We start from the raw sequence: 19,318 nt of genomic DNA on the forward strand, positions 1-19,318 counted from the left end.
GGTCGAGGTAAGTGCGGACGGTAAGGCGAATACGCATCGTGAGCGCTACGGATGGCGCGGCAGGCGCACAGTGAACACCGTTTGGGTCTCGTCGGACCTTGCCTCGATCTCGCCCCCGTGGGCCTTGGCAATCTCACGCGCGATATACAGCCCGAGACCCAGATTGCCGTCGGCTCTGTCCAGATGGTTCGGGCCACGCTGGAACGGATCAAAGATGCGGTCGAGTGTTGAGCACTCAATGGCGGGCCCGCTGTTTTTCACCTCCAGGCGGACTTCCGCTTCCTCACCGGTCACCGACACATGCACCGGCGCGTCTGGCGCTCCATACTTGATCGCATTCAGAACCAAGTTGCCAACTAACTGCTGCAGGCGTCGGCCATCCCAAACACCGTGACAGTCGCCGATCACGTCCAGATCAACCTGGCGGTCAGGATGCACTGCTCGCACCAGGTCCAGTTCATCGGTCAGCTGTTTTGCCAGGTCTCCCTCGGTCGGCGCGATTTTGATGCTCAGACCCAGCTTGGTGAGATTGAAATCAAGCATGTCCTCCAGCAGCGCCTGCATGCGAGCACCGCTTTTGATCAAACGGGACGCGGCTACCGATACTTTCTCACCGGCGTTCAGCGCCACGAGATACGTAGCAGTCATCTGAATGGCCTGGAGCGGGCTGCGCATGTCGTGCCCGAGCATTCCAAGCAACAGGCTACGAGCCTGATCTACCTGCGCGCTGAAATGACCGACCGACTCGGCAAGTGCCTGGTCGATGGCCTCGTTGAAGCGGATGATGTCGTCCGGATGAGGGGCGTCGGGCTGACACTCATCCATCCACAGGCGAAGTATGCTGGCGCGCAGGGCGCGGTACTCGGCAGCCAACTGGTTGATGTCAAACCCGGACCGCGCACGCAGAACGGCGTGCATTTGCGCGGCGGTCTCCGGGGCCCCAGCCAGTAATGGCGCCCGCCCCATCGATTTCTCGCTCTGGGCCTCCCGGGTCTGGGGTGTCGACAAGTCCTTCGCCACGGCCTCGAGGATCTGTTGCGCGTGATCGCGCAAGGCCAGTGATCGCATGTTTGCTGCTGCCGGCAACAGCGTGCCGGCGAACTCTTCCCACTGCGCCAGAATGGTTTCCATGTCGCGCAGGATGAAATCAGCCAATCGCATGTTCGCGCCCGCCGAAGAAGGGGAAAAAAATCCGAGGGGAGTATTCGCTTAATTTATATTCAGTGCAATGTCATTTTGATTCTATCGGGTCCCTAAGCTGCACAACATAGGGGAATCTATAGCAGCGGAGCGCTTCCGCATCGCAGACGACCCGAAACGCTATTTTTTTCGCCGCGCCGTCTTGATCTGGAAAAGCTCCCAATAGGCCAGATTCATGCCGCGCTCGCCCGACTCCCACCGTTGCCACGAACGCAGATCGACGTGAACAAGCGCACCCGCTGCGGCCTGGGTGAGTCCGGCCGCCTCACGTGCGGCGCGGACTTCAACGGGTGTGGGTGTGGACAATTGGGTTTTCATGTGCGGTTCAAAACGACATATGGTCGTTAAGAATACCAAAGGGGGGATTGTCGCGCGCGTCAATTCGCGCGGTGCCGTAGGTGTACCAGATGCCTTTAGGGTCTAGTTCGCATGCGACGCGGCGCACCTCGTCGACGCGTGCCAGTGCGCCTTTGTGATCATTCGGGAAAGGACCGAGCAACAAACGAAATGCGCCGTCGTAACGGCGCACTGTGACGTAATAAAGGCCCGGTCTGGCGTCGGGCTCAGTCATGCATACCTCGATTGTCTAGGGTCGCATTGCGGAGGGTTTGCGAGATGGTTTCGACAGTCGGCGCAATGACCGAGTAAACGGTATGGCCGATGGCACACACCAGGACGACCGAGAGAACGACTTTAAAAATGGTGAACATGTTTCTAGCTCCAAGGGAAAACGGGCCCACCATGGGCCCGTATGGGTTCTCAGTTGCTTTGATCCGCCAGGACTAGCCTTTGACCCTGGCCGGTTCCCAGATCGGCATAGGCGCGCCACTGGAGGTAATGCCGCTCACAGGCAAACGCCCAGGGGCCAATGCGAGTCGCAAAGTCATATCGCGCCTTTTCATTGCAGAAACTGCATTTCGGCAACTCATTAACTTTCACTTCGGATGACATAACCGGCTCCCTTTAGATTTGCCACAAAATGACTGAGCGGACAAAATCAATCGATTCTTTCGGAGTGGTGTCGTATCCATCGCGCGCAGTGCCGATCCAGAGCCCTTTACCTGCTATCGATTGATACGGGAATAACTTGCAAAAGAAAAACCGTTGGTCATCCTTAAAAAGTCCTTCGTCGTCAATATAAATAACGTCGGTCGTTCCCTCCGGCCGGACTGCATCGATTGTGTCGCAATCAAGTAACTGATAAATCGATTGCAGGTTTCCCCCCTTGAAAGAGTCAATCTCGGAAACGGTCCAATCAAACGGATTAATCAGATAGGCTTTCATTTTCCCGCCCCTTAGTAAGTAGCAATAACCCACTCGGCAAGTAATGCGCGCAATTGATCCGCCGATTTAATCCTCGTTGCGATAACGTCTTTATCGTTTTGACGGTGATAAACCGTTGCCATAACCTGCTTCGATCGATAATCAAATTGCAGGTGTGCATTAAAATGCCCAGTTCCCTTTATATCGATGCAGTCCGCGCGCGCGTCATTAAAAACGCTTTGCACTTTCACGCCGCGCCCAAATAAGGCAAACGCAAAAATAACCGTCGAATGGTGGACCTTTCCGCTAATCGTTGGTTGGTGATTCCTCATATTCTTCCCCTTACCGGACACCATTGTCCGGACCCATAGAATACGACCAACGGTCGTATTCTGTATGTGATGTAGGACACCTACGGGGAAACCCTGGAAAAAGGGGTTTCTAGCTCACAAAAAAACGCCTGTTTTTGGAGCTAGAAACATGGCACAAACGCTTGTCGGATAAGGGTTCCGGTCGATCCGATCCGACCGGCCAACGGTCGTAGCATGTGAGGAAAGGCAAAACGGGCCCAGGGCGGGCCCGGAGGGTTTGGCGGGTGTATGGCCATCGGTCATAACGCACGAACGGCATGCGGGGCCCCTACGGGGCCCCGTACGGGCCCGGTGCCGTTAGATCGAGTTCGGGTTCAAGGTCTGCCGCGCGGTTGATCCGGACACACTCGTCTTGCGCGACCCAATGCCATACGCCGTTAATCGGCTCGAATGGTTTGTAGTTTTCGCGCGCCCATTGGCGGAACTGGGTTTCCTCGTCGGGCGTCAATTCTCTAAAGAGTTTCATAGTCGGACCTATTCGCGATTAATCCAGTAAGTAAATCCGTCGATTGTTTCCCGATAATCGCCGGACTCCATTCGGAGTTCACCCGCAATGTCCGCATAGGTCGCGCGTTGCGCTTCGTCGTCTGTGTCTAGGGTTTCGATCACATCGGCCAGATACGCGCGCGCGTCTGCATTGGTGTCGAATTTTTCCGGTTCCATTGCTTCGGGTATCGCTTCGGGTGCCGTGCCATCGCGGAACCAGCCGACAGACCACACTTCGACGCGTTCGAGCATCGCGCCGGCAATGGCGCGCCAGTCGACCTGGCCCAGGGCGTGTGTCAGCAGTTCCGCGAACGGCAGAGCGAGCGTTTTCGGCGTCAGTTCCTCGATGGTCCGCTCGAGCTCGCGCGCGAGGAGGACATTCGCCGCGTCGAGCTCATAATCCGCATCGGTGAGGATCTCGCGCGCGCGCGAGGCCCAGGCGTCGCGAAGTTCTCCGGCTGCGTCGAGCCGTTGCCAGAAAACCCGCGTTTCGTCATTTGGTATGATGTCCATGAAGATTCCTCCAAAAAGGGTTGCAGGATCTTCAGTGTACGACCATTGGACATAGTGAGGGTGCGACCATCGGACATAGCGCCGACTTCGGAACGAAACGCGGCAAAATCACGCGCCTATCACACGCTGGCCATGCAAGTAATTGATATATAACGAGTTTGGTTGCCGGTCCCCGGCACCATAGGCATGTTCGCAGAGTCGTGCGGAACGCTTCGTTCCCTCGTCAATCCAAGTACTCGTGCTTGATTCGCGCGCTTCGTCCGGTGGCGGTTTTTAGCGGTTTGTGCGTCTTTTGCAGCTAAGACCCCCATAACGGCCTCAAGCAGTCTTGCCGGTAGCGCGTCCCCACCCTCCGTCCGGCGCCAAAGCGACGAAATCCGTTATCGTTGCAGGACGGAAAATCGAACCGCTCACCCGGCAAAGCGCCCACGGATCTGCTCCGGCCCCAGTGTGTCCGGCATCATTCATAAGCTCTGCTTGCGCGACCCGGCCTTTTCAATCGCTCATGAGCCGCTTGCCTTCTCCAACGCCTACACCGCGCCAGCCCGAATCGTGCGGCCGCTGTAGCCAGAAGGGAAGGCGCCAGAGTCCCGGACGCTTCAGCACATCATGTGTACATTGTCACAACAACTGCCGCTCATCGAGTTATGAAAAAAGTCTCCATTATTGTTCCGTGCTTCAACCAGCAGGAATTCATCGCGGAAACGCTTGATTCGGTATTGCACCAGAGCTACGGCCATTGGGAGTGCATTATCGTGGACGACGGCTCGACCGATGGTTCAGCGGCTGTCATCGAGCAATATGTGAAGAAGGATCGCCGCTTCCAGTCTTTCAAAAAAGCGAATGGCGGTGTCGCGGCCGCGCGCAACCTCGGCTTTGCGCAAGCGAGCGGTGAATTGTTCGTACCGCTCGATGGCGACGACAAGATCCATCCGGACTTTCTGCAGCGGGCCGTCGACTGCTTCAACACGCACCCCGATACGGATCTCATCCACACCGGGACGCAGCGCATCGGCGAATCGCGCAAAATCTGGCGCCTGCCTGCGTACAGCTATGAAAAGCTGCTTTGGCAAAACATGATCGTCAACACGACCATGTACCGGCGTGAAGCATTCTTCGGCGTGGGCGGCTATGCGTCCGAAATGGTTCACGGCTTCGAGGATTGGGAGTTCTACGTCAGGCTCCTGAACCCGAAGTCCAGGGTTCGCTTTGTCGATGCCCCGCTGTACCTCTATCGTGTGAAGAAAAATTCGCGGTCGACCGAACTGGTGGCATTGGGGAAGGTCGAGGAATCGCAGCGCCTCATCTATACACGCAACCGCGCGAAATATGACGAGTGCCTGGAGAACCCGATCAGTATTTTCGGCAAGCGCATGAAGGAGTTCGCGCCGTTCTATTCGTCGCGCTACAGGCGAACGCTTCGTTACGTGCATATCGTTTATGGTGCCGTGACCGCTACGCTACTGGTCGTCGTCGCGGGACTGCTGGCGCACTGAGACTGTAATCGCCTTGCGCCGTCATTCATGCCGGTGGCGATCTGCCCAGCGTCAATTTTTTGAACGGCCCCGTCCCCCTTTGCGTGCCATAATCACACCCAGAACGTTTTTTCGACCACCCGATGGTCGCACAGGCGGCTACCTGATCCTCGAAGGTCTTTCGACGAGAAGCAGCTCGATGAATTGTGGAATGCCTACGAGAAAGCGATCGAGACGGGTGGATTGAAACCGTCAGTCGAGCCGCTGTTCGCTGACGATACGCTGCCGTCCTGGCGCCCAGGCGATCGTCGTCAGTCGTGCAGCCGAAGTCCGATTCGCTGATGCGGTCCTGCACGAGTCCATGCAAAGCTCCACCATGTCTCACCTCAAATATCTGACCGGCTACCCACCCGTATTGCAGGAGAAGGTCAAGAAACTGATCGCCGGCGAGCAGCTTGGCGCCTATCTCGCTGAGCGTTATCCCAACACGCACGACGTGCAGACAGACCGCGCGCTCTACGCGTACTGCGCCGAGCTGAAACGCGAACACCTGCGTAGCGCGGAGCAGATCGACAAAGTGACCTACGACAGCAAGCTCGACGTCGTGCGCCACGCGTTGGGCCTGCACACGAGCATCTCGCGCGTGCAGGGCGGCAAGCTGAAGGCGAAGAAGGAAATCCGCATTGCGTCGCTATTCAAATCGGCGGCGCCGGAGTTTCTGAAGATGATCGTGGTGCACGAACTCGCGCATCTGAAAGAGAGCGATCACAACAAGGCGTTCTATCGTCTCTGCGAGTTCATGCAGCCGGGCTACCACCAGATCGAATTCGATTTGCGTCTTTATCTGACGCATCGCGATCTGACGAAGAAGCAAGCGTAACGCGCTTTCGAGACGCCAGTCAGGCCGCCATCGCGCCGGCTTCCACCACCGACGCTTTCAACAGCACCGGAATCGACTTCGAAGTCGGCGTGCCCGCGCCATCGGCTACCGAAGACAGCGGCACCAGCGGATTCGTCTCCGGATAATAGGCGCCGAGACAGCCGCGCGGAATGTCGTACTCCACCAGCAGAAAGCCGTCGGCGTGACGCTCGATCCCGTCGGCCCACACGCTCGTGATATCCACCCGCTGTCCCGCGACGAAACCCAGCATCGCGAGATCGTCCTTGTTGGCGAACAGCACGCGGCGCTGTCCGTACACGCCGCGATAACGGTCGTCGAGGCCGTAGATCGTGGTGTTGTACTGATCGTGCGAGCGCGTCGTCATCAGCGTCATCAGACGATCGCCGTGCTGCTTGCGCGCTTCGTGAATCGGCGTGGCCACGTCGATCGCATGCACGAGGAACTGCGCCTTGCCGCTCGGCGTTTTCCAGATGCGCTCGCGCGAAGGCACGCCCAGGTGAAAGCCGCCGGGATGCTTCAGGCGCTCGTTGTAGTCGTGGAAGCCGTCGATCACCTGCGCGATGCCGTCGCGAATCAGCGAGTAATCCGCTGCTTGCGCGAGCCAATCCACCTTGCCGCTGCCGAGCGTCGCATGCGCCATCCGCGCGACGATCGCAATCTCCGACAGCAGATTCTCCGACGCCGGCTTGTTCATCCCATACGAGATGTGCACCATGCTCATCGAATCCTCGACGCTCACGCCTTGCGCGACGCCGTTCTGCAAATCGATCTCCGTGCGTCCCAAGGTCGGCAGGATCAGCGCGTCGCGTCCGTGTACGAGGTGGCTGCGGTTCAGCTTGGTCGTGATGTGCACGGTCAGCTCGCACGAGCGCATCGCTTCCCACGTGCGCGGCGTGTCCGGCGTCGCGATCGAAAAATTGCCGCCGAGGCCGATGAACACCTTCACCTTGCCGTCGAGCATCGCCTGAATCGTGTTGACCACATCGAGCCCGTGCTCACGCGGCGGCTCGAAATCGTAGACCGCGCCGAGCTGGTCGAGAAACGCCTGAGTCGGCTGTTCCTCGATGCCGACCGTGCGGTCGCCCTGCACGTTCGAGTGTCCGCGCACCGGGCACAGCCCCGCGCCGCGCCGGCCGATATTGCCGCGCATCATCATCAGGTTCGACAGTATCTGCACGGTCGGCACCGAGTTCTTGTGCTGCGTGAGGCCCATGCCCCACGTCGAGATCACCGCGCGCCCTTTCACGTAGATGTCGGCGAGCTTCAACACGTCGTCGAACGGCACGCCCGCTTCGGCGACGATGGTGTCCCAGCTTTCGGCGCGCAGGTCGTCGGCGAACGCTTCGAAGCCCACCGTGTGTTCGGCGATGAAGCCGACGTCCAGCACGCGCTCGAGACCGGAGGCAAGCGCTTCGTCGTCGAGTTCGATCACGCGCTTGGCGACCCCCTTGATCAGCGCGAAGTCGCCGCCGACCTTCGGCCGGATGAACACGGAGCTGATCTTCGTGCTGCCCATCGTCAGCATTTCCACCGGATGCTGCGGGCTCGCGAAGCGCTCCAGCCCGCGCTCCTTCAGCGGATTGATCGACACGATGGTGGCGCCGCGCTTCGCGCACTCGCGCAGTTCGCCGAGCATGCGCGGATGGTTGGTGGCCGGATTCTGGCCGAAGATCAGCAGCGTGTCGGCGTGTTCGAAGTCGTCGAGCGTCACCGTGCCCTTGCCGATGCCGACCGTATGCGGCAAGCCGCGGCTGGTCGCTTCGTGGCACATGTTCGAGCAGTCGGGGAAGTTGTTGGTGCCGTACATCCGCACGAACAACTGGTACAGGAACGCGGCTTCGTTGCTGGCACGGCCCGAGGTATAGAACGCGGCGCGGTTCGGATCGTCGAGGCGCTTCAGGTGGCTCGCGATCAGATCGAACGCTTCGTCCCAGCCGATCGGCACGTAGCGGTCGGAGAGCGCGTCGTAGACGAGCGGGTCGGTCAGGCGGCCGTGCTGTTCCAGCTCGAAATCCGGCTGCGTCATCAGCTCCTCGACCGTATGCTGCCCGAAAAACGCGGGCGTCACGCGCTTGCTGGTCGCCTCGGCGGCCACCGCCTTGACGCCGTTTTCACAGAACTCGAAGGTGGACGCGTGCTCGCGATCCGGCCACGCGCAGCCGGGGCAGTCGAAGCCGTCCGGCTGGTTCTGCTTGAGCAGCGTGCGGTAGTTGCCGCCGGTGACCTTTTCCTTGATCAGGTTGATGGCAACGTACTTCAGCGCGCCCCAGCCGGCGGCCGGGTGCTTGTAGGGTTCGATGCGGGGTTCGACGCGTGCTTCGGATTTCTTCATGATCTTGCCGCTGGATAAGGCTTGGCGCGCGTGGATAGCGCGCTTTAAGCCGATGCCTGCAAGCCTACTGTGTTCCGAAAAGTGCGCTGCATACAGAAAATCGGAAAGGGAAGGGATACAGTTGGATGATTTCTGTCATAGACTGGCGTTCCGAACGCCGCTTTTGTTTGACCCCAGCCCTTGAAACTCTACGAAAAGCTCGCCGATGACATGACCGAAGCCGTGCGCCGCGGCGTGTTCGCAGCCGGCGAGCGGATTCCGTCGGTGCGCCAGGCGAGCCAGCAGCACGGCGTGAGCATCAAGACGGTGTTGCACGCGTATGCGTTGCTGGAAAGCCGGGGGATCGTCGAGACGCGGCCGCAGTCCGGCTATTTCGTGCGCGACGCCGCCGCGCGGGCGCTCGCGCCCAACGCCTCGCCCTCGGGCCCGGACTTGGGGCGGCAACCCGGCCGCGACACGCCGCCGGTGGCCGCCGAAGTGGACGTGAGCCGGCTGGTGCTGTCGACGCTGCGCAGCATCCGCGCGCACGACGCGGTGCCGTTCGGCTCACCGTATCCCGACCCGTCGCTGTTCCCGTGGCGGCGCATCAACCAGTACGCGAACGCGATCGCGCGCCGTCAGGCAAGCTGGAATCTGATCGACGACCTGCCGCCGGGCAACCCCGAACTGATCCGGCAGATCGCGCGGCGCTACGCCGAAAACGGCATGCCGGTCGATCCCGACGAGATCGTCATCACGCTCGGCGCGACCGAGGCGATCAACCTCAGCTTGCAGGCGGTCGCCAAACCCGGCGACACGGTGGCGGTCGAATCGCCGACCTACTACGCGATGCTGCACGCGATCGAGCGGCTCGGCATGCGCGCGATCGAAGTGGCGACGCATCCGGTGCACGGCATCGACATCGACGCGCTCGCGCGGGTGATCGCCACGCAAGAGATCGCCGCCTGCATGGTGATGCCGAACTTCCAGAACCCGCTCGGCTTCCAGATGCCGGACGCGCGCAAGCAGCAACTGGTCGAGCTGCTCGCCGCGCACGAGATTCCCGCGATCGAAAACGACGTGTACCAGGAACTGTACTTCGGCGACGCGCGGCCCTCGACGCTGAAGACTTTCGACCGCAAGGGGCTGGTGCTGCACTGCGCGTCGTTTTCGAAGAGCCTGACGGCGTCGTACCGGATCGGCTGGGCGCTGCCGGGACGCTACCGCGCGCATGTCGAGAAGCTGAAGTTTCTGAACACGCTGACCACGCCGTCGGTGCCGCAGGTCGCCGTCGCCGATTACTTGCGGCACGACGGCTACGATCGTCATTTGCGCCACGTGCGCAAGGTGTACCGGCAGCAGGCGAGCATCATGACGGCGCTGGTGCAGCGCTTCTTTCCGGTCGGCACGCGCGTGTCGGCGCCGCAAGGCGGCTATGTGCTGTGGGTGGAGTTACCCGCCAGCGTCGATTCGATGCGGCTCTATCGGGCGGCGCTCGCGCGCAGTATCACGGTCGGGCCCGGCATGATGTTTTCGACGCGCAACGACTTTCGCCACTTCATCCGGCTCAACTACAGCTATCCGTGGACCGCACAGACCGAAGCGGCGCTGAAGACGCTGGGCGAACTGGTCACGCAGATGGCGTGACCGCACGAGGAGACACGAATGGATGACGATGATCTCGATCCGGTGCTGGTCGCCGTGCTCGCGCAACTGTGGCGCGCCCACCGGCAGAACCCGGGCGGCGCGTGGTCGCTCGCCAAACTGTCGAAGCAGGCCGGCGTGCCGATGAGCGGCTTGCGGCGGCAGTTGACGGCGCTGGTCGACGGCGGGCTGGTGGATACCACCTTCACGGAGGAGGGGACGGGGACCGCGCGGCTGAGTGAGCTTGGCGAAGGGCTATGCGCGGAGTTGTTCGGGGATGGTGAGGGGGATGATGCGGACCCGGAGCCGCCGCCGAAGACTCACTGATGCGTGCGGCGCGATAACGCATTGATGCGTCCGCTCTGATGAACCCTCACTGACGAACCGCGGCGCACGGCATGCGCGGGACGGCGACGCACGCGCGCACGCAGAGGGATGCGCGCACAGCGAGGCACGCACATCGCAACGCCCTCTACCGCGCTGGCGGCAAGAACCTCAGCAATGCATCGGTGACAGCATCCGGCTGCTCTTCGGCGACCCAATGTCCTGCGCCATCGATCTGCACCGACTGCACATTCAGCGCGACATGTCGCAGTTCCTCGCCGACGATCGGCCCCAAGCTGCCCGCTCCGCCGATCCCCAGCACCGGCATGGTCAGCTTGTGCTGCGCGAAGGCCTGGTTCTGCCGCGCGTCCGCAGGGAACGCCCGGTAGTACTCGAAGCCCGCGCGCAACGCACCAGGCATCGCGTATTCGCGTGCATAGGTTTCCTCGACTTCATTCGTGAAGGCCCGCGAGTTGACTGCTTCGGAATTGTGGAACCACTTCAGGTACGCCAGTTCGCGGCCTGCGATCAGCATTTCCGGCAGGTCCTGCACCGCGTAAAAGCGGAAATGCCAGGTGCGCGGCATCTGCACGATCTGATCCCATGGCTCGATGCCGGGCAACGGCACGTCGAGAATCGCGACCGAGCGCACTTCGTCCGGATGCTGCGCGGCATAGGCATAAGCGACCATGCCGCCCATGTCGTGACCGACCACGTTGACCTCGGGGCCAAGTTTCAATTGCGCGACCAGCGCGTGAATGTCTTCGGCAATGTTGGCCTTTTCGTAGCCCGTGGCGGGTTTCGCAGTGTCGCCGAGGCCGCGCAGGTCAGGCGCGAGCACGGTGTAGCCGCGCGCGATCAGTTGCGGCATCACGAAGCGCCACATGAACGAGGTCGATCCCCAGCCATGCAGCAGTACGACCGGCGTGCCGTGTCCTTGCGCCAGCAGATAGTGGTAGCGCACGCCGTTGACGTCGATCTTGCCATCGCGGATTTGCGCGGCCGCCGTGGCGAGCGCTGGCGCGTTCGACGCGAGCGCGAGGCGCGCGCCGTTAGCGTGCGTGATTTCGCCGGCGCTGTGCGCGGCCGGCGCGATGGCCGCGAGCGACATCGACAATGCGGCGGCCAGTAGAACGGAAGACAGTTTCAGACGCATGATCGTCTCGTCGTTGGAAAAAGGGCGCCCGCCGGGGCGCCCTTGAGGCGGTCCGGTGTATCGGGAGCGGGGGTGGTGTGGCAAGAAGCATCCACTGACGAACCGGGCCGCTGCTTGTCACGCGGCCGGTCGTCATGACCGGATAAGAGCCGTTGCAGCGGCTCGCCGGCGCACGGCTTTAAAGCTGGCTCATCCCGCCATCAGCGATGATTTCCGTGCCGACGATGAACGCCGACTCAGGCGCGGCGAGATGCAGCACGGTCGACGCGATTTCTTCCGGCTTGCCGAAGCGGCCGACCGGCACCTGGCCGAGAATCTGCGCGGCGGTGGCTTCGAGCGTGGCGGCGTCGAGGCCGAGCTTGCCGTACAACGGCGTTTGCACCGGGCCGGGGCTCACCACATTGACGCGCACGCCTCGCGGCAGCAATTCCGCCGACAGGGTCTTCGCCAGCGAAATCAGCGCCGCCTTGCTCGCCGCGTACACCGACGACCCCGGCATGCCGATATGCGCATTGATCGAACCGTTGAGGACGATCGACGCGCCTTTGTTCAGCAGCGGCAGCAGCGCCTGGATCTGGAAGTACGCGCCTTTGACGTTGGTGTTGAAGGTCGCGTCCCAGAAGGCTTCGTCGACCTCGGGGAAGGGCGCGAATTTCGCGGTGCCCGCGTTCACGAACACGGCGTCGAGCCGGATGCCTGCGGCGTCGATCGCCGCGGCCAGTTCGCGAGCCGCCGCGAGCGAGCCGGCGTCGTTGCGCACCGCGACCGCATTGGCGCCGAGCGCGGCGCGGGCGGTTTCGAGGGCGTCGGCGTCGCGCCCGGTAATGACGACGCGGGCGCCTTCGTCCGCGAATGCCTGGGCTGCCGCGAAGCCGATGCCGCTGCTGCCGCCGGTGACGAGAACGGCTGTGTTCTGGAAGCGAGTCATTTGATTTCTCCGAAAAGGTGTGACGGGTTGGTGAGTAGGATAGTGCGCCTGTCCGACACGTTTGCCGTACCACTTTTGCGATGCACTCGTTCGAAGTTGTCGAACATGTCTGCAGACCATCAAAATACGCGTTCTGTTATGCGCGGGATAACGAAAAATAATTTTTCTGCTGAAATTGGCCTTCGAATATGGCCCCGTATGCTGAAGCCTTGTCCGGGAATTCCCGGGCGCTGCGGCAGGCACGCTCACCTATCCACGGAGAACCCATGAAAACAAAGCTGGCGCGAAGGCTGAACCCAACGTTGAACCCCTCATCGCGCGGCAAGGCCGTGCGCACCGTGCTGGCCGCCGCTGCGTTTGCCACGAGCGTCGGCGCCAGCGTCGCCGCGGCTCTGGCGCTCGGCGCCGGGACGGCGGCAGCGGCCAGTACGCAGCCGGTCGGCATCGCCTTCGTCTACCTCGGCAATCCGGGCGACGCTGGCTGGACCTACGCGCACGAGCAGGGCGTGAAAGAAGTCGAGGCGAAGTTCGGCGACAAGATCAAGGTCACGCGGGTCGAGAACGTGCCGGAGTCGGCGGACTCGGAGCGCGTGTTCCGCGACCTCGCGGCCAAGGGCAACAAGATCGTGGTGGGGTCGAGCTTCGGCTTCCAGGATTTCGAACTGAAGGTCGCGAAGGACTTTCCGGACACCGTGTTCGAACACGCGACCGGCTACAAGAAGGCGGGCAACTTCGCGACTTACGACGTGCGCACCTACCAGAGCGCGTACCTCGCGGGTCTGGTCGCGGGTTATACGACCAGGTCGAACACGCTGGGCTTCGTCGGCTCCGTGCCGGTGCCTGAGGTGGTGCGTAACATCAACGCGTTCACGATGGGCGCGCGCTCGGTCAACCCGAACGCGCGCGTGAAGGTGGTGTGGATCAACAGCTGGTTCGATCCGGGCCGCGAAAAGCAGGCTGCGGAGACGCTGATCGGCCAGGGCGCCGACGTGCTGATCCAGAACACCGATTCGACGGCGACGATGCAGACCGCCGAGCAGAAGAAGGTCCATGCGTTCGGTTGGGACTCCGACATGAAGAAGTTCGGGCCGAACGCGCAACTCGGCGCATGCGTGAGCAATTGGGGCGTGTATTACTCGCATCTGGTCGAGCAGGTGATGTCGAACACGTGGAATAACACGCCGGTATGGTGGGGGCTGAAAGAGAACGCGATCGACCTCGCCGACATCAACACCAGCGCGGTGTCGCCGGCCGCGCAAAAGGCGCTGAGCCAGAAGCGCGACGACATCATCTCCGGCAGGTTCAATCCGTTTGCCGGTCCGATCGCGGATCAGTCGGGCGCGATGAAAGTTGCCGCCGGCAAGTCGCTGAGCGACGCGGAACTGTTGCGTCTGAACTGGTTCGTGCAAGGCGTCGACGGGTCTCTGCCGAAGTAATCAATTGAATGGTGAACCTGACTATTATCGAAGGAGATCGCCCGTGAGTCTGACCGTCTCGAACGAGGCCGCCGCGCAGGCGGTGAACTATCCGCCGCAGGGATTGACGCCTACGCCCGAGCAGATCGTGCGGCATCTGCGGCATTCGAGCCGGGTCGCCGAGCGGGCGACGCTGCTGGGACATCATCCATTCGGCGCGGTGCTGGTCGGACCGGACCAGGAAACCGTGCTGATGGAGCAGGGCAACGTCGATACGGTGAATCACGCGGAGTCGGTGCTGGCGCGCGTGGCGGCATTGAACTTCACGCCGGAGTACTTGTGGAGCTGCACGCTGTACACGTCGGTCGAGCCTTGCTGCATGTGCGCCGGCACGATGTACTGGGCCAACATCGGCCGGGTGGTGTTCGGGATGACCGAGAAGCGTCTGCTGGAGGCGACCGGTGATCATGCGGAAAATCCGACCATGAGCGTGGATTGCCGTTATGTGTTCGATCACTGTCAGAAAGCGGTCGAGGTGATCGGGCCGGTCGCCGAGATGGAAGCCGAGGTGATGGAGGTTCAACGGCGATTCTGGAGCGGTCGATAGTGGTCGCTAGCGGCCGATAGTGGCAACCCACGGCGTTCGCGGTTGCCGTTGCCTGGGCGGCAGTTGGTTAAGGCTTTACGCAGCGCCACAAACCAGCATGCACGCGTGCATGCTGGTTTGTGGATGTAGCCCCCCACCACGCTCTCTCACTGCGCAGCGTTCGCCTGCATTTGCACCGGCCCCAACATCGCGACGCCGCAAAACCATTCGCCGCCGCGCGGCTCGTATTTCCATGGCTTGCCGGTCTGCCCGAGCACGGTCGAACACTGCTCGTTTATCACCGGCCCGGGATTCGCGGCGGTGCATTCGAGCAGCGTCGTGGCGGCGGCAGGCGCTAATGTCGGTGGCGGTTTGCGCCGGCCGGCCGGCTCGGCCGCAAGCTGCGGATCGGGCGACGGTGTCACCAAAGGTGCAGGCGGCGTCCCCGTTTGCATGCTGTCGATCAGACGCTGCAATTCATCGATACGCGTCGCGTACCAGGTCGCGAGACACGCGGTATCCCGGCAATTCGTTTCCCGCCACGCCCATTTGCTGTCGCTGTCGTCGAGAAACGCGCGGCGGTTGGCGACTCGCCGCCGCGCTTTCCAGTACAGTTGCCCGAGCGTGTCGTCGAGCCTGGACAGCGCGGGATCGTTGCAGATCATTTTCTCGGTCAGCGAGCGGCCCTTGTGACAGTCGAAGCTGGTGGCGTAGGCGGCCTGATGCGCGAGCATCAGGCCGGCGATCAGAAGCGGGCGGATGACTTTCATGGCGGTCCCGGCGGGGCGTGGGTTTTTCATGCAGGGATGATCAGCCGTGTGGCGGGAAGACAGACGCCCGAAAAACGCGTGACTTCGCCCGGGTCGTTACCAAATCTTGCTTTGTACGGACGGGGGAAGCGGAGTGGACGGCTTCGAGGGCGTAGCGGCAGTCAGTAGGTGGCGCGCACGCCGCGCAGGTCGTTGACGGAGGCGCTGTCAGCCACGCGCCGTGCGGAGGCACCACGAGCAGCCGCGTGACGCGGCGTCATCGCCTGTGCTTGCAGCACCTGAGGCATTCAAACGCGCACGGGCCGGCAAGTAGGCGCGGCCCTTGAAACGGGAGAAAGAATGAAACAACGCGTCGTCCGATGTCTTTGTATGGCAGCCGGCTTGCTGGCGTTGCCCGTCGCGGCCAGCGCGCAGTCGCAGGCTTACACGACCAGCAGGGTCAACGTGCGGGCGGGTCCCGCGCCGGACTACCCGATTGTGACGCAGCTGCCGGGCGGCGTCCCGGTCACGGTGATGGGGTGCATCAGCAATTTCCAGTGGTGCGATATCGCGGGACCGAATCTGCGTGGCTGGGTGTATGCGTCGCGGCTCAGTTCACCTTATCAGGGCAGCAATGTGCCGCTGATGAACTACGGCACGTTGATCGGCCTGCCGATCATAGGATTTTCGATCACCGATTACTGGGGCAATTATTATCGCGGCCGGCCCTGGTACGGCCAGCAATCGCGCTGGGCGCATCATGCGCCGCCGCCCCCGCCGCGCCCCGGGGCGGGACGCCCGCCTGGGCATCCGGGTGCGCGGCCGGGCGGCCCGCCGCCGGGGAATGCGGGAGGACGGCCGCCGGGTGGTCAGCCGCCGGGGAATGCGGGAGGACGGCCGCCGGGTGGTCAGCCGCCGGGGAATGCAGGGGGACGGCCGCCGGGTGGTCAGCCGCCGGGAAATGAGGGAGGACGGCCGCCAGGTGGACAGCCGCCGGGGAACGCGGGGGGACGGCCGCCGGGCGGTCAGCCGCCGGGAAATCAGGGAGGACGGCCGCCGGGTGGACAGCCATCGGGGAACGCGGGAGGACGGCCGCCGGGCGGTCAGCCATCGGGGAATGCAGGGGGACGGCCGCCGGGTGGTCAGCCGCCGGGGAACGCGGGAGGACGGCCGCCGGGTGGTCAGCAGGGCGGCGGAGGCGGTCGACCGCCAGGCGGCGGTTCCCAGGGCGGGGGCGGCGAACGTCCGCCAAGTAGTCAATCGCAAGGCGGTGGCGGCGGCCATCCACCTGGCGGCGGAGGTTGAAATGCACAAACCCGCCGTAGCCGCCGCCGAGGCACGGCTTCGGCGGACTCCAATCCGATCCCCAGCGAACCAAAGCGAACCGGAGCGTCCGACCGCTGTCTCGGTGGCGGCAACGAATTAGCGGCTTACCCCATTCGCATCGGCACGTCGCGCCTCTGTTTCAGCGTGCCTCCGGTGCCTGCCGTCACCGTCCATCAACTCTATCAACGCGCTCCCCCACAACCCGCCCCAGTCCGCAGCCAGGCCCACACCACAGCCCACACGCCACACACCTCAAAGCCACACATCTCAAAAATTCCGCGCACGGTTCGTGTAAACCCCGGTGCGCCGCGTACACTAAGTTGCCGATGTTGGGTTGGGGGGCGCATATATGACTTGCGAAGCTACATCAGATGGCACGATCGGAGCGTCGCCGGAGGGCACCCGTTACCGGCCGGATCGCGCTGAGGAGGTGCTGGCCTCGGAGCGTAGCGTGCTGCGGCTGATCACCCGCAACACGCCGCTGCCCGAATTGCTCGACGAGGTATGCCGCCGCGCGGAAGCGCTGCTCGGCGAGGGCGCGTCCTGTTCCATCCTGCTGCTAGACCCCGACGGGGTGCACGCCAGAATCGGCGGCGCGCCGACGTTGCCGCCGCATTTCAGCGCGGCGATCGACGGCGTCGCGATCGGTCCGCAAGCGGGATCGTGCGGCACCGCGATGTACGAGCGGCGCCTCGTCATCGTCGAAGACATCGAAACCGATCCGCTGTGGGCGGATTACCGCCATCTCGCGTTGCCGCTCGGCTTGCGCGCGTGCTGGTCCGTGCCGTTCGAAAACGACGCCGGCGTGGTGCTCGGTGCGTTCGCGGTGTATTACCGCACGCGGCGCCGTCCGAGCGCCGAGGAAGAAGCGATCCTGCGCGACATCGGCAGCAGCGTCGGTCTCGCGGTCCATCAGGACGTGATGGCGCAGCGGCTTGCGCACAGCGAGGAGCATCATCGGCTGGTGGTCGATCACCTGAGCGAGGGCATCGTCGTGCAGTCGCGCGCGGGCATCGTGCTGGCCTGCAACCCCAGTGCGCAACGCATGCTGCGCGTGGGGCCGCGCATCGTCGGCCAGAGTATTCGCACGGTGATGGCGCGCGCGTATCACGAGGACGGCTCGCTCGTGACCGAGGCGGAGCGTCCGACCTCGCAGGTGCTGGCGACCGGCAAACCGCTGCTCGGCATCACGATCGGCGTGGAGCTGCACGACGGCGGCGTCGTGTGGATTACGGAGAACGTCGTGCCGATCATGCGGCCCGGCGAAACCGAGCCGGACTCGGTGCTGGTCTCGTTCACGGACATCGGCCCGGTGCGCGAGGCGCAGCGGCAGCTCAAGTTCCTCGCCACCCGCGACTCGCTCACGGGCCTCTACAACCGCGCCTATCTCACCCAGCGGATGCGCGATCTGTTCGAACCGGCCGCGCCGGACGACTCGGGCGAGCTGGAGAGCGTCGCCGTGCTGTTCGTCGATCTGGACGGCTTCAAGAAGGTCAACGACACCGCCGGTCACGAGGCCGGCGACTCGCTGCTGTGCAGCGTGGCCGAGCGGCTGTCGGCCTGCGTCGGGCGCAACGACACGCTCGCGCGCGTGGGCGGCGACGAATTCGTGATCGTGGTCAGCGACTACCATAACACCGGGCATCTGATCGACATCGCGCACCGCATCCTCGACATGATCGCGGTGCCGTTCGCCGTGGCGGGCAACGAGTACTACCTGGGCGCGTCGATCGGCATCAGCCTCTTTCCTGAGGACGGCCAGGACGTCGCCACGCTGATGCGCAACGCCGACTCGGCGATGTATCACGCGAAGCAGCGCGGCCGCAACAACTTCCAGTTCTTCACCGCCGAGCTGAATCAGCATCTGCAGCGGCGTTTCACGATCGAGCAGTCGTTGCGGCGCGCGCTCGCCGCCGACGAACTGAGCCTCGTGTACCAGCCGATCGTCGACAGCCAGGATGGCCGCACGATCGGCGCGGAGGCGCTGCTGCGCTGGTACAACACCGAGCTGGGCAACGTGTCGCCGGGCGAATTCATTCCGGTGGCCGAGGACGCCGGGCTGATCGTCGAGATCGGCGAGTGGGTGCTGGCGCGGGCTTGCGCGCAGGTCGCGCAATGGCGGCGCACGCTGGCGCCGCAGCTGATCGTCGCGGTGAATCTGTCGCCGCGGCAATTCAACGACGGCTTGCTGGAGCGCGTCGAGCGCTGTCTGTCGGAGTCCGGACTCGAGCCCGCGGCGCTCGAACTGGAGATCACCGAACGCCTGCTGATGCACGACACCGACACCGTTCTGCCGATGCTGAACGCACTCAATGAAATGGGCGTGCGCATTTCCGTCGACGACTTCGGCACCGGCTATTCGTCGCTGTCGTATCTGAAGCGCTTCCCGCTGCATAACCTGAAGATCGACCGGTCGTTCGTCGCGGGCTTGCCGGATCATCGCGATTCGATTGCGATCACGCAGGCGGTGGTGGCGATGGCGCATTCGCTCGGGATGAACGTCACCGCGGAAGGGGTGGAGACCGCCGAACAGGCGGCCTTTTTGCGCGCGATCGATTGTGACAAGCAGCAGGGGTATCTGTACAGCCGGCCGGTCGGCGCGAGCGCGTATGCGCGGAGTTTGTGCGATGCGCAGTTGAGCGTGGCTGGCGCCGCGCCTTGAGCGCGCTG

The 19,318-nt window shown here is 63.0% G+C and carries 20 protein-coding genes; 8 read left to right on the forward strand and 12 right to left on the reverse strand.

Features of this window, described 5'->3' with window-relative positions:
- Positions 1-45: 45 nt before the first annotated feature.
- The 8 genes from FVF58_RS01135 to FVF58_RS01165 all read right to left on the reverse strand — a co-directional run bounded on the left by FVF58_RS01135 (position 46) and on the right by FVF58_RS01165 (position 3,833).
- On the reverse strand, positions 46-1,161 hold the full coding sequence (locus FVF58_RS01135) for a sensor histidine kinase (protein WP_149668112.1): 1,116 nt from the start codon (positions 1,159-1,161) through the stop codon (positions 46-48).
- Positions 1,162-1,320: 159 nt separating this feature from the next.
- Positions 1,321-1,518: a helix-turn-helix domain-containing protein gene (locus FVF58_RS01140; protein WP_149668113.1), complete on the reverse strand. Its 198-nt coding sequence runs from the start codon at positions 1,516-1,518 to the stop codon at positions 1,321-1,323.
- 7 nt (positions 1,519-1,525) lie between these two features.
- Positions 1,526-1,771 (reverse strand): hypothetical protein, encoded by a 246-nt coding sequence (locus tag FVF58_RS01145; RefSeq protein WP_149668114.1) that lies wholly within the window; start codon positions 1,769-1,771, stop codon positions 1,526-1,528.
- The gene (locus FVF58_RS51160) at positions 1,764-1,910 is read right to left on the reverse strand and encodes a hypothetical protein (protein WP_188130679.1); all 147 of its coding nucleotides are present in this window, start codon (positions 1,908-1,910) and stop codon (positions 1,764-1,766) included. Before FVF58_RS51160 ends, FVF58_RS01145 begins: the two co-directional genes overlap by 8 nt.
- Positions 1,911-2,163: 253 nt before the next feature.
- Positions 2,164-2,484 carry a DUF3846 domain-containing protein gene (locus FVF58_RS01150; protein WP_149668115.1) on the reverse strand — a complete coding sequence of 107 codons (321 nt, stop codon included), beginning with the start codon at positions 2,482-2,484 and terminating at the stop codon, positions 2,164-2,166.
- A gap of 11 nt (positions 2,485-2,495) precedes the next feature.
- On the reverse strand, positions 2,496-2,795 hold the full coding sequence (locus tag FVF58_RS01155) for a hypothetical protein (protein ID WP_149668116.1): 300 nt from the start codon (positions 2,793-2,795) through the stop codon (positions 2,496-2,498).
- A 307-nt stretch (positions 2,796-3,102) separates the two neighbouring features.
- Positions 3,103-3,300, reverse strand: a complete 198-nt coding sequence (locus FVF58_RS01160) for a hypothetical protein (RefSeq protein ID WP_149668117.1) — start codon at positions 3,298-3,300, stop codon at positions 3,103-3,105.
- Positions 3,301-3,308: 8 nt separating this feature from the next.
- A complete protein-coding gene (locus FVF58_RS01165; RefSeq protein ID WP_149668118.1) occupies positions 3,309-3,833 on the reverse strand; it encodes a hypothetical protein in 525 nt (174 codons plus the stop codon).
- A 611-nt stretch (positions 3,834-4,444) separates the two neighbouring features.
- On the opposite strand from FVF58_RS01165, the gene FVF58_RS01170 reads away from it, so the two are divergent.
- Both FVF58_RS01170 and FVF58_RS01175 read left to right on the forward strand, forming a co-directional pair.
- Entirely contained in the window at positions 4,445-5,329 is an 885-nt protein-coding gene (locus tag FVF58_RS01170) for a glycosyltransferase family 2 protein (RefSeq protein WP_149668119.1), read from the forward strand.
- Positions 5,330-5,684: 355 nt separating this feature from the next.
- Positions 5,685-6,188 (forward strand): M48 metallopeptidase family protein, encoded by a 504-nt coding sequence (locus FVF58_RS01175; protein ID WP_149668120.1) that lies wholly within the window; start codon positions 5,685-5,687, stop codon positions 6,186-6,188.
- A gap of 19 nt (positions 6,189-6,207) precedes the next feature.
- On the opposite strand, the gene FVF58_RS01180 is transcribed toward FVF58_RS01175, so the two are convergent.
- Positions 6,208-8,541, reverse strand: a complete 2,334-nt coding sequence (locus FVF58_RS01180; RefSeq protein WP_149668121.1) for an FdhF/YdeP family oxidoreductase — start codon at positions 8,539-8,541, stop codon at positions 6,208-6,210.
- A 180-nt stretch (positions 8,542-8,721) separates the two neighbouring features.
- On the opposite strand from FVF58_RS01180, the gene FVF58_RS01185 reads away from it, so the two are divergent.
- Together FVF58_RS01185 and FVF58_RS01190 are read left to right on the forward strand one after the other, a co-directional pair.
- Complete coding sequence (locus tag FVF58_RS01185) at positions 8,722-10,167, forward strand: aminotransferase-like domain-containing protein (RefSeq protein WP_149668122.1); 1,446 nt, start codon at positions 8,722-8,724, stop codon at positions 10,165-10,167.
- An 18-nt stretch (positions 10,168-10,185) separates the two neighbouring features.
- Positions 10,186-10,491, forward strand: a complete 306-nt coding sequence (locus FVF58_RS01190; protein ID WP_149668123.1) for a helix-turn-helix domain-containing protein — start codon at positions 10,186-10,188, stop codon at positions 10,489-10,491.
- Positions 10,492-10,636: 145 nt separating this feature from the next.
- On the opposite strand, the gene FVF58_RS01195 is transcribed toward FVF58_RS01190, so the two are convergent.
- Together FVF58_RS01195 and FVF58_RS01200 are read right to left on the reverse strand one after the other, a co-directional pair.
- Entirely contained in the window at positions 10,637-11,644 is a 1,008-nt protein-coding gene (locus tag FVF58_RS01195) for an alpha/beta fold hydrolase (protein WP_149668124.1), read from the reverse strand.
- A gap of 178 nt (positions 11,645-11,822) precedes the next feature.
- A complete protein-coding gene (locus FVF58_RS01200; protein ID WP_149668125.1) occupies positions 11,823-12,572 on the reverse strand; it encodes an SDR family oxidoreductase in 750 nt (249 codons plus the stop codon).
- A 266-nt stretch (positions 12,573-12,838) separates the two neighbouring features.
- On the opposite strand from FVF58_RS01200, the gene FVF58_RS01205 reads away from it, so the two are divergent.
- Entirely contained in the window at positions 12,839-14,008 is a 1,170-nt protein-coding gene (locus FVF58_RS01205) for a BMP family ABC transporter substrate-binding protein (protein ID WP_149668126.1), read from the forward strand.
- 43 nt (positions 14,009-14,051) lie between these two features.
- A complete protein-coding gene (locus FVF58_RS01210; RefSeq protein WP_188130680.1) occupies positions 14,052-14,594 on the forward strand; it encodes a nucleoside deaminase in 543 nt (180 codons plus the stop codon).
- A 146-nt stretch (positions 14,595-14,740) separates the two neighbouring features.
- On the opposite strand, the gene FVF58_RS01215 is transcribed toward FVF58_RS01210, so the two are convergent.
- On the reverse strand, positions 14,741-15,343 hold the full coding sequence (locus FVF58_RS01215) for a lysozyme inhibitor LprI family protein (protein ID WP_149668127.1): 603 nt from the start codon (positions 15,341-15,343) through the stop codon (positions 14,741-14,743).
- Positions 15,344-15,682: 339 nt separating this feature from the next.
- Between FVF58_RS01215 and FVF58_RS01220 the strand changes: the two genes are divergently transcribed.
- Together FVF58_RS01220 and FVF58_RS01225 are read left to right on the forward strand one after the other, a co-directional pair.
- Positions 15,683-16,627 carry an SH3 domain-containing protein gene (locus tag FVF58_RS01220; RefSeq protein WP_149668128.1) on the forward strand — a complete coding sequence of 315 codons (945 nt, stop codon included), beginning with the start codon at positions 15,683-15,685 and terminating at the stop codon, positions 16,625-16,627.
- A 370-nt stretch (positions 16,628-16,997) separates the two neighbouring features.
- Positions 16,998-19,310, forward strand: a complete 2,313-nt coding sequence (locus tag FVF58_RS01225; RefSeq protein ID WP_149668129.1) for a putative bifunctional diguanylate cyclase/phosphodiesterase — start codon at positions 16,998-17,000, stop codon at positions 19,308-19,310.
- Positions 19,311-19,318 lie beyond the last annotated feature (8 nt).

Origin of the sequence: Paraburkholderia panacisoli (assembly GCF_008369935.1) — a bacterium.
GTDB lineage: Bacteria > Pseudomonadota > Gammaproteobacteria > Burkholderiales > Burkholderiaceae > Paraburkholderia > Paraburkholderia panacisoli.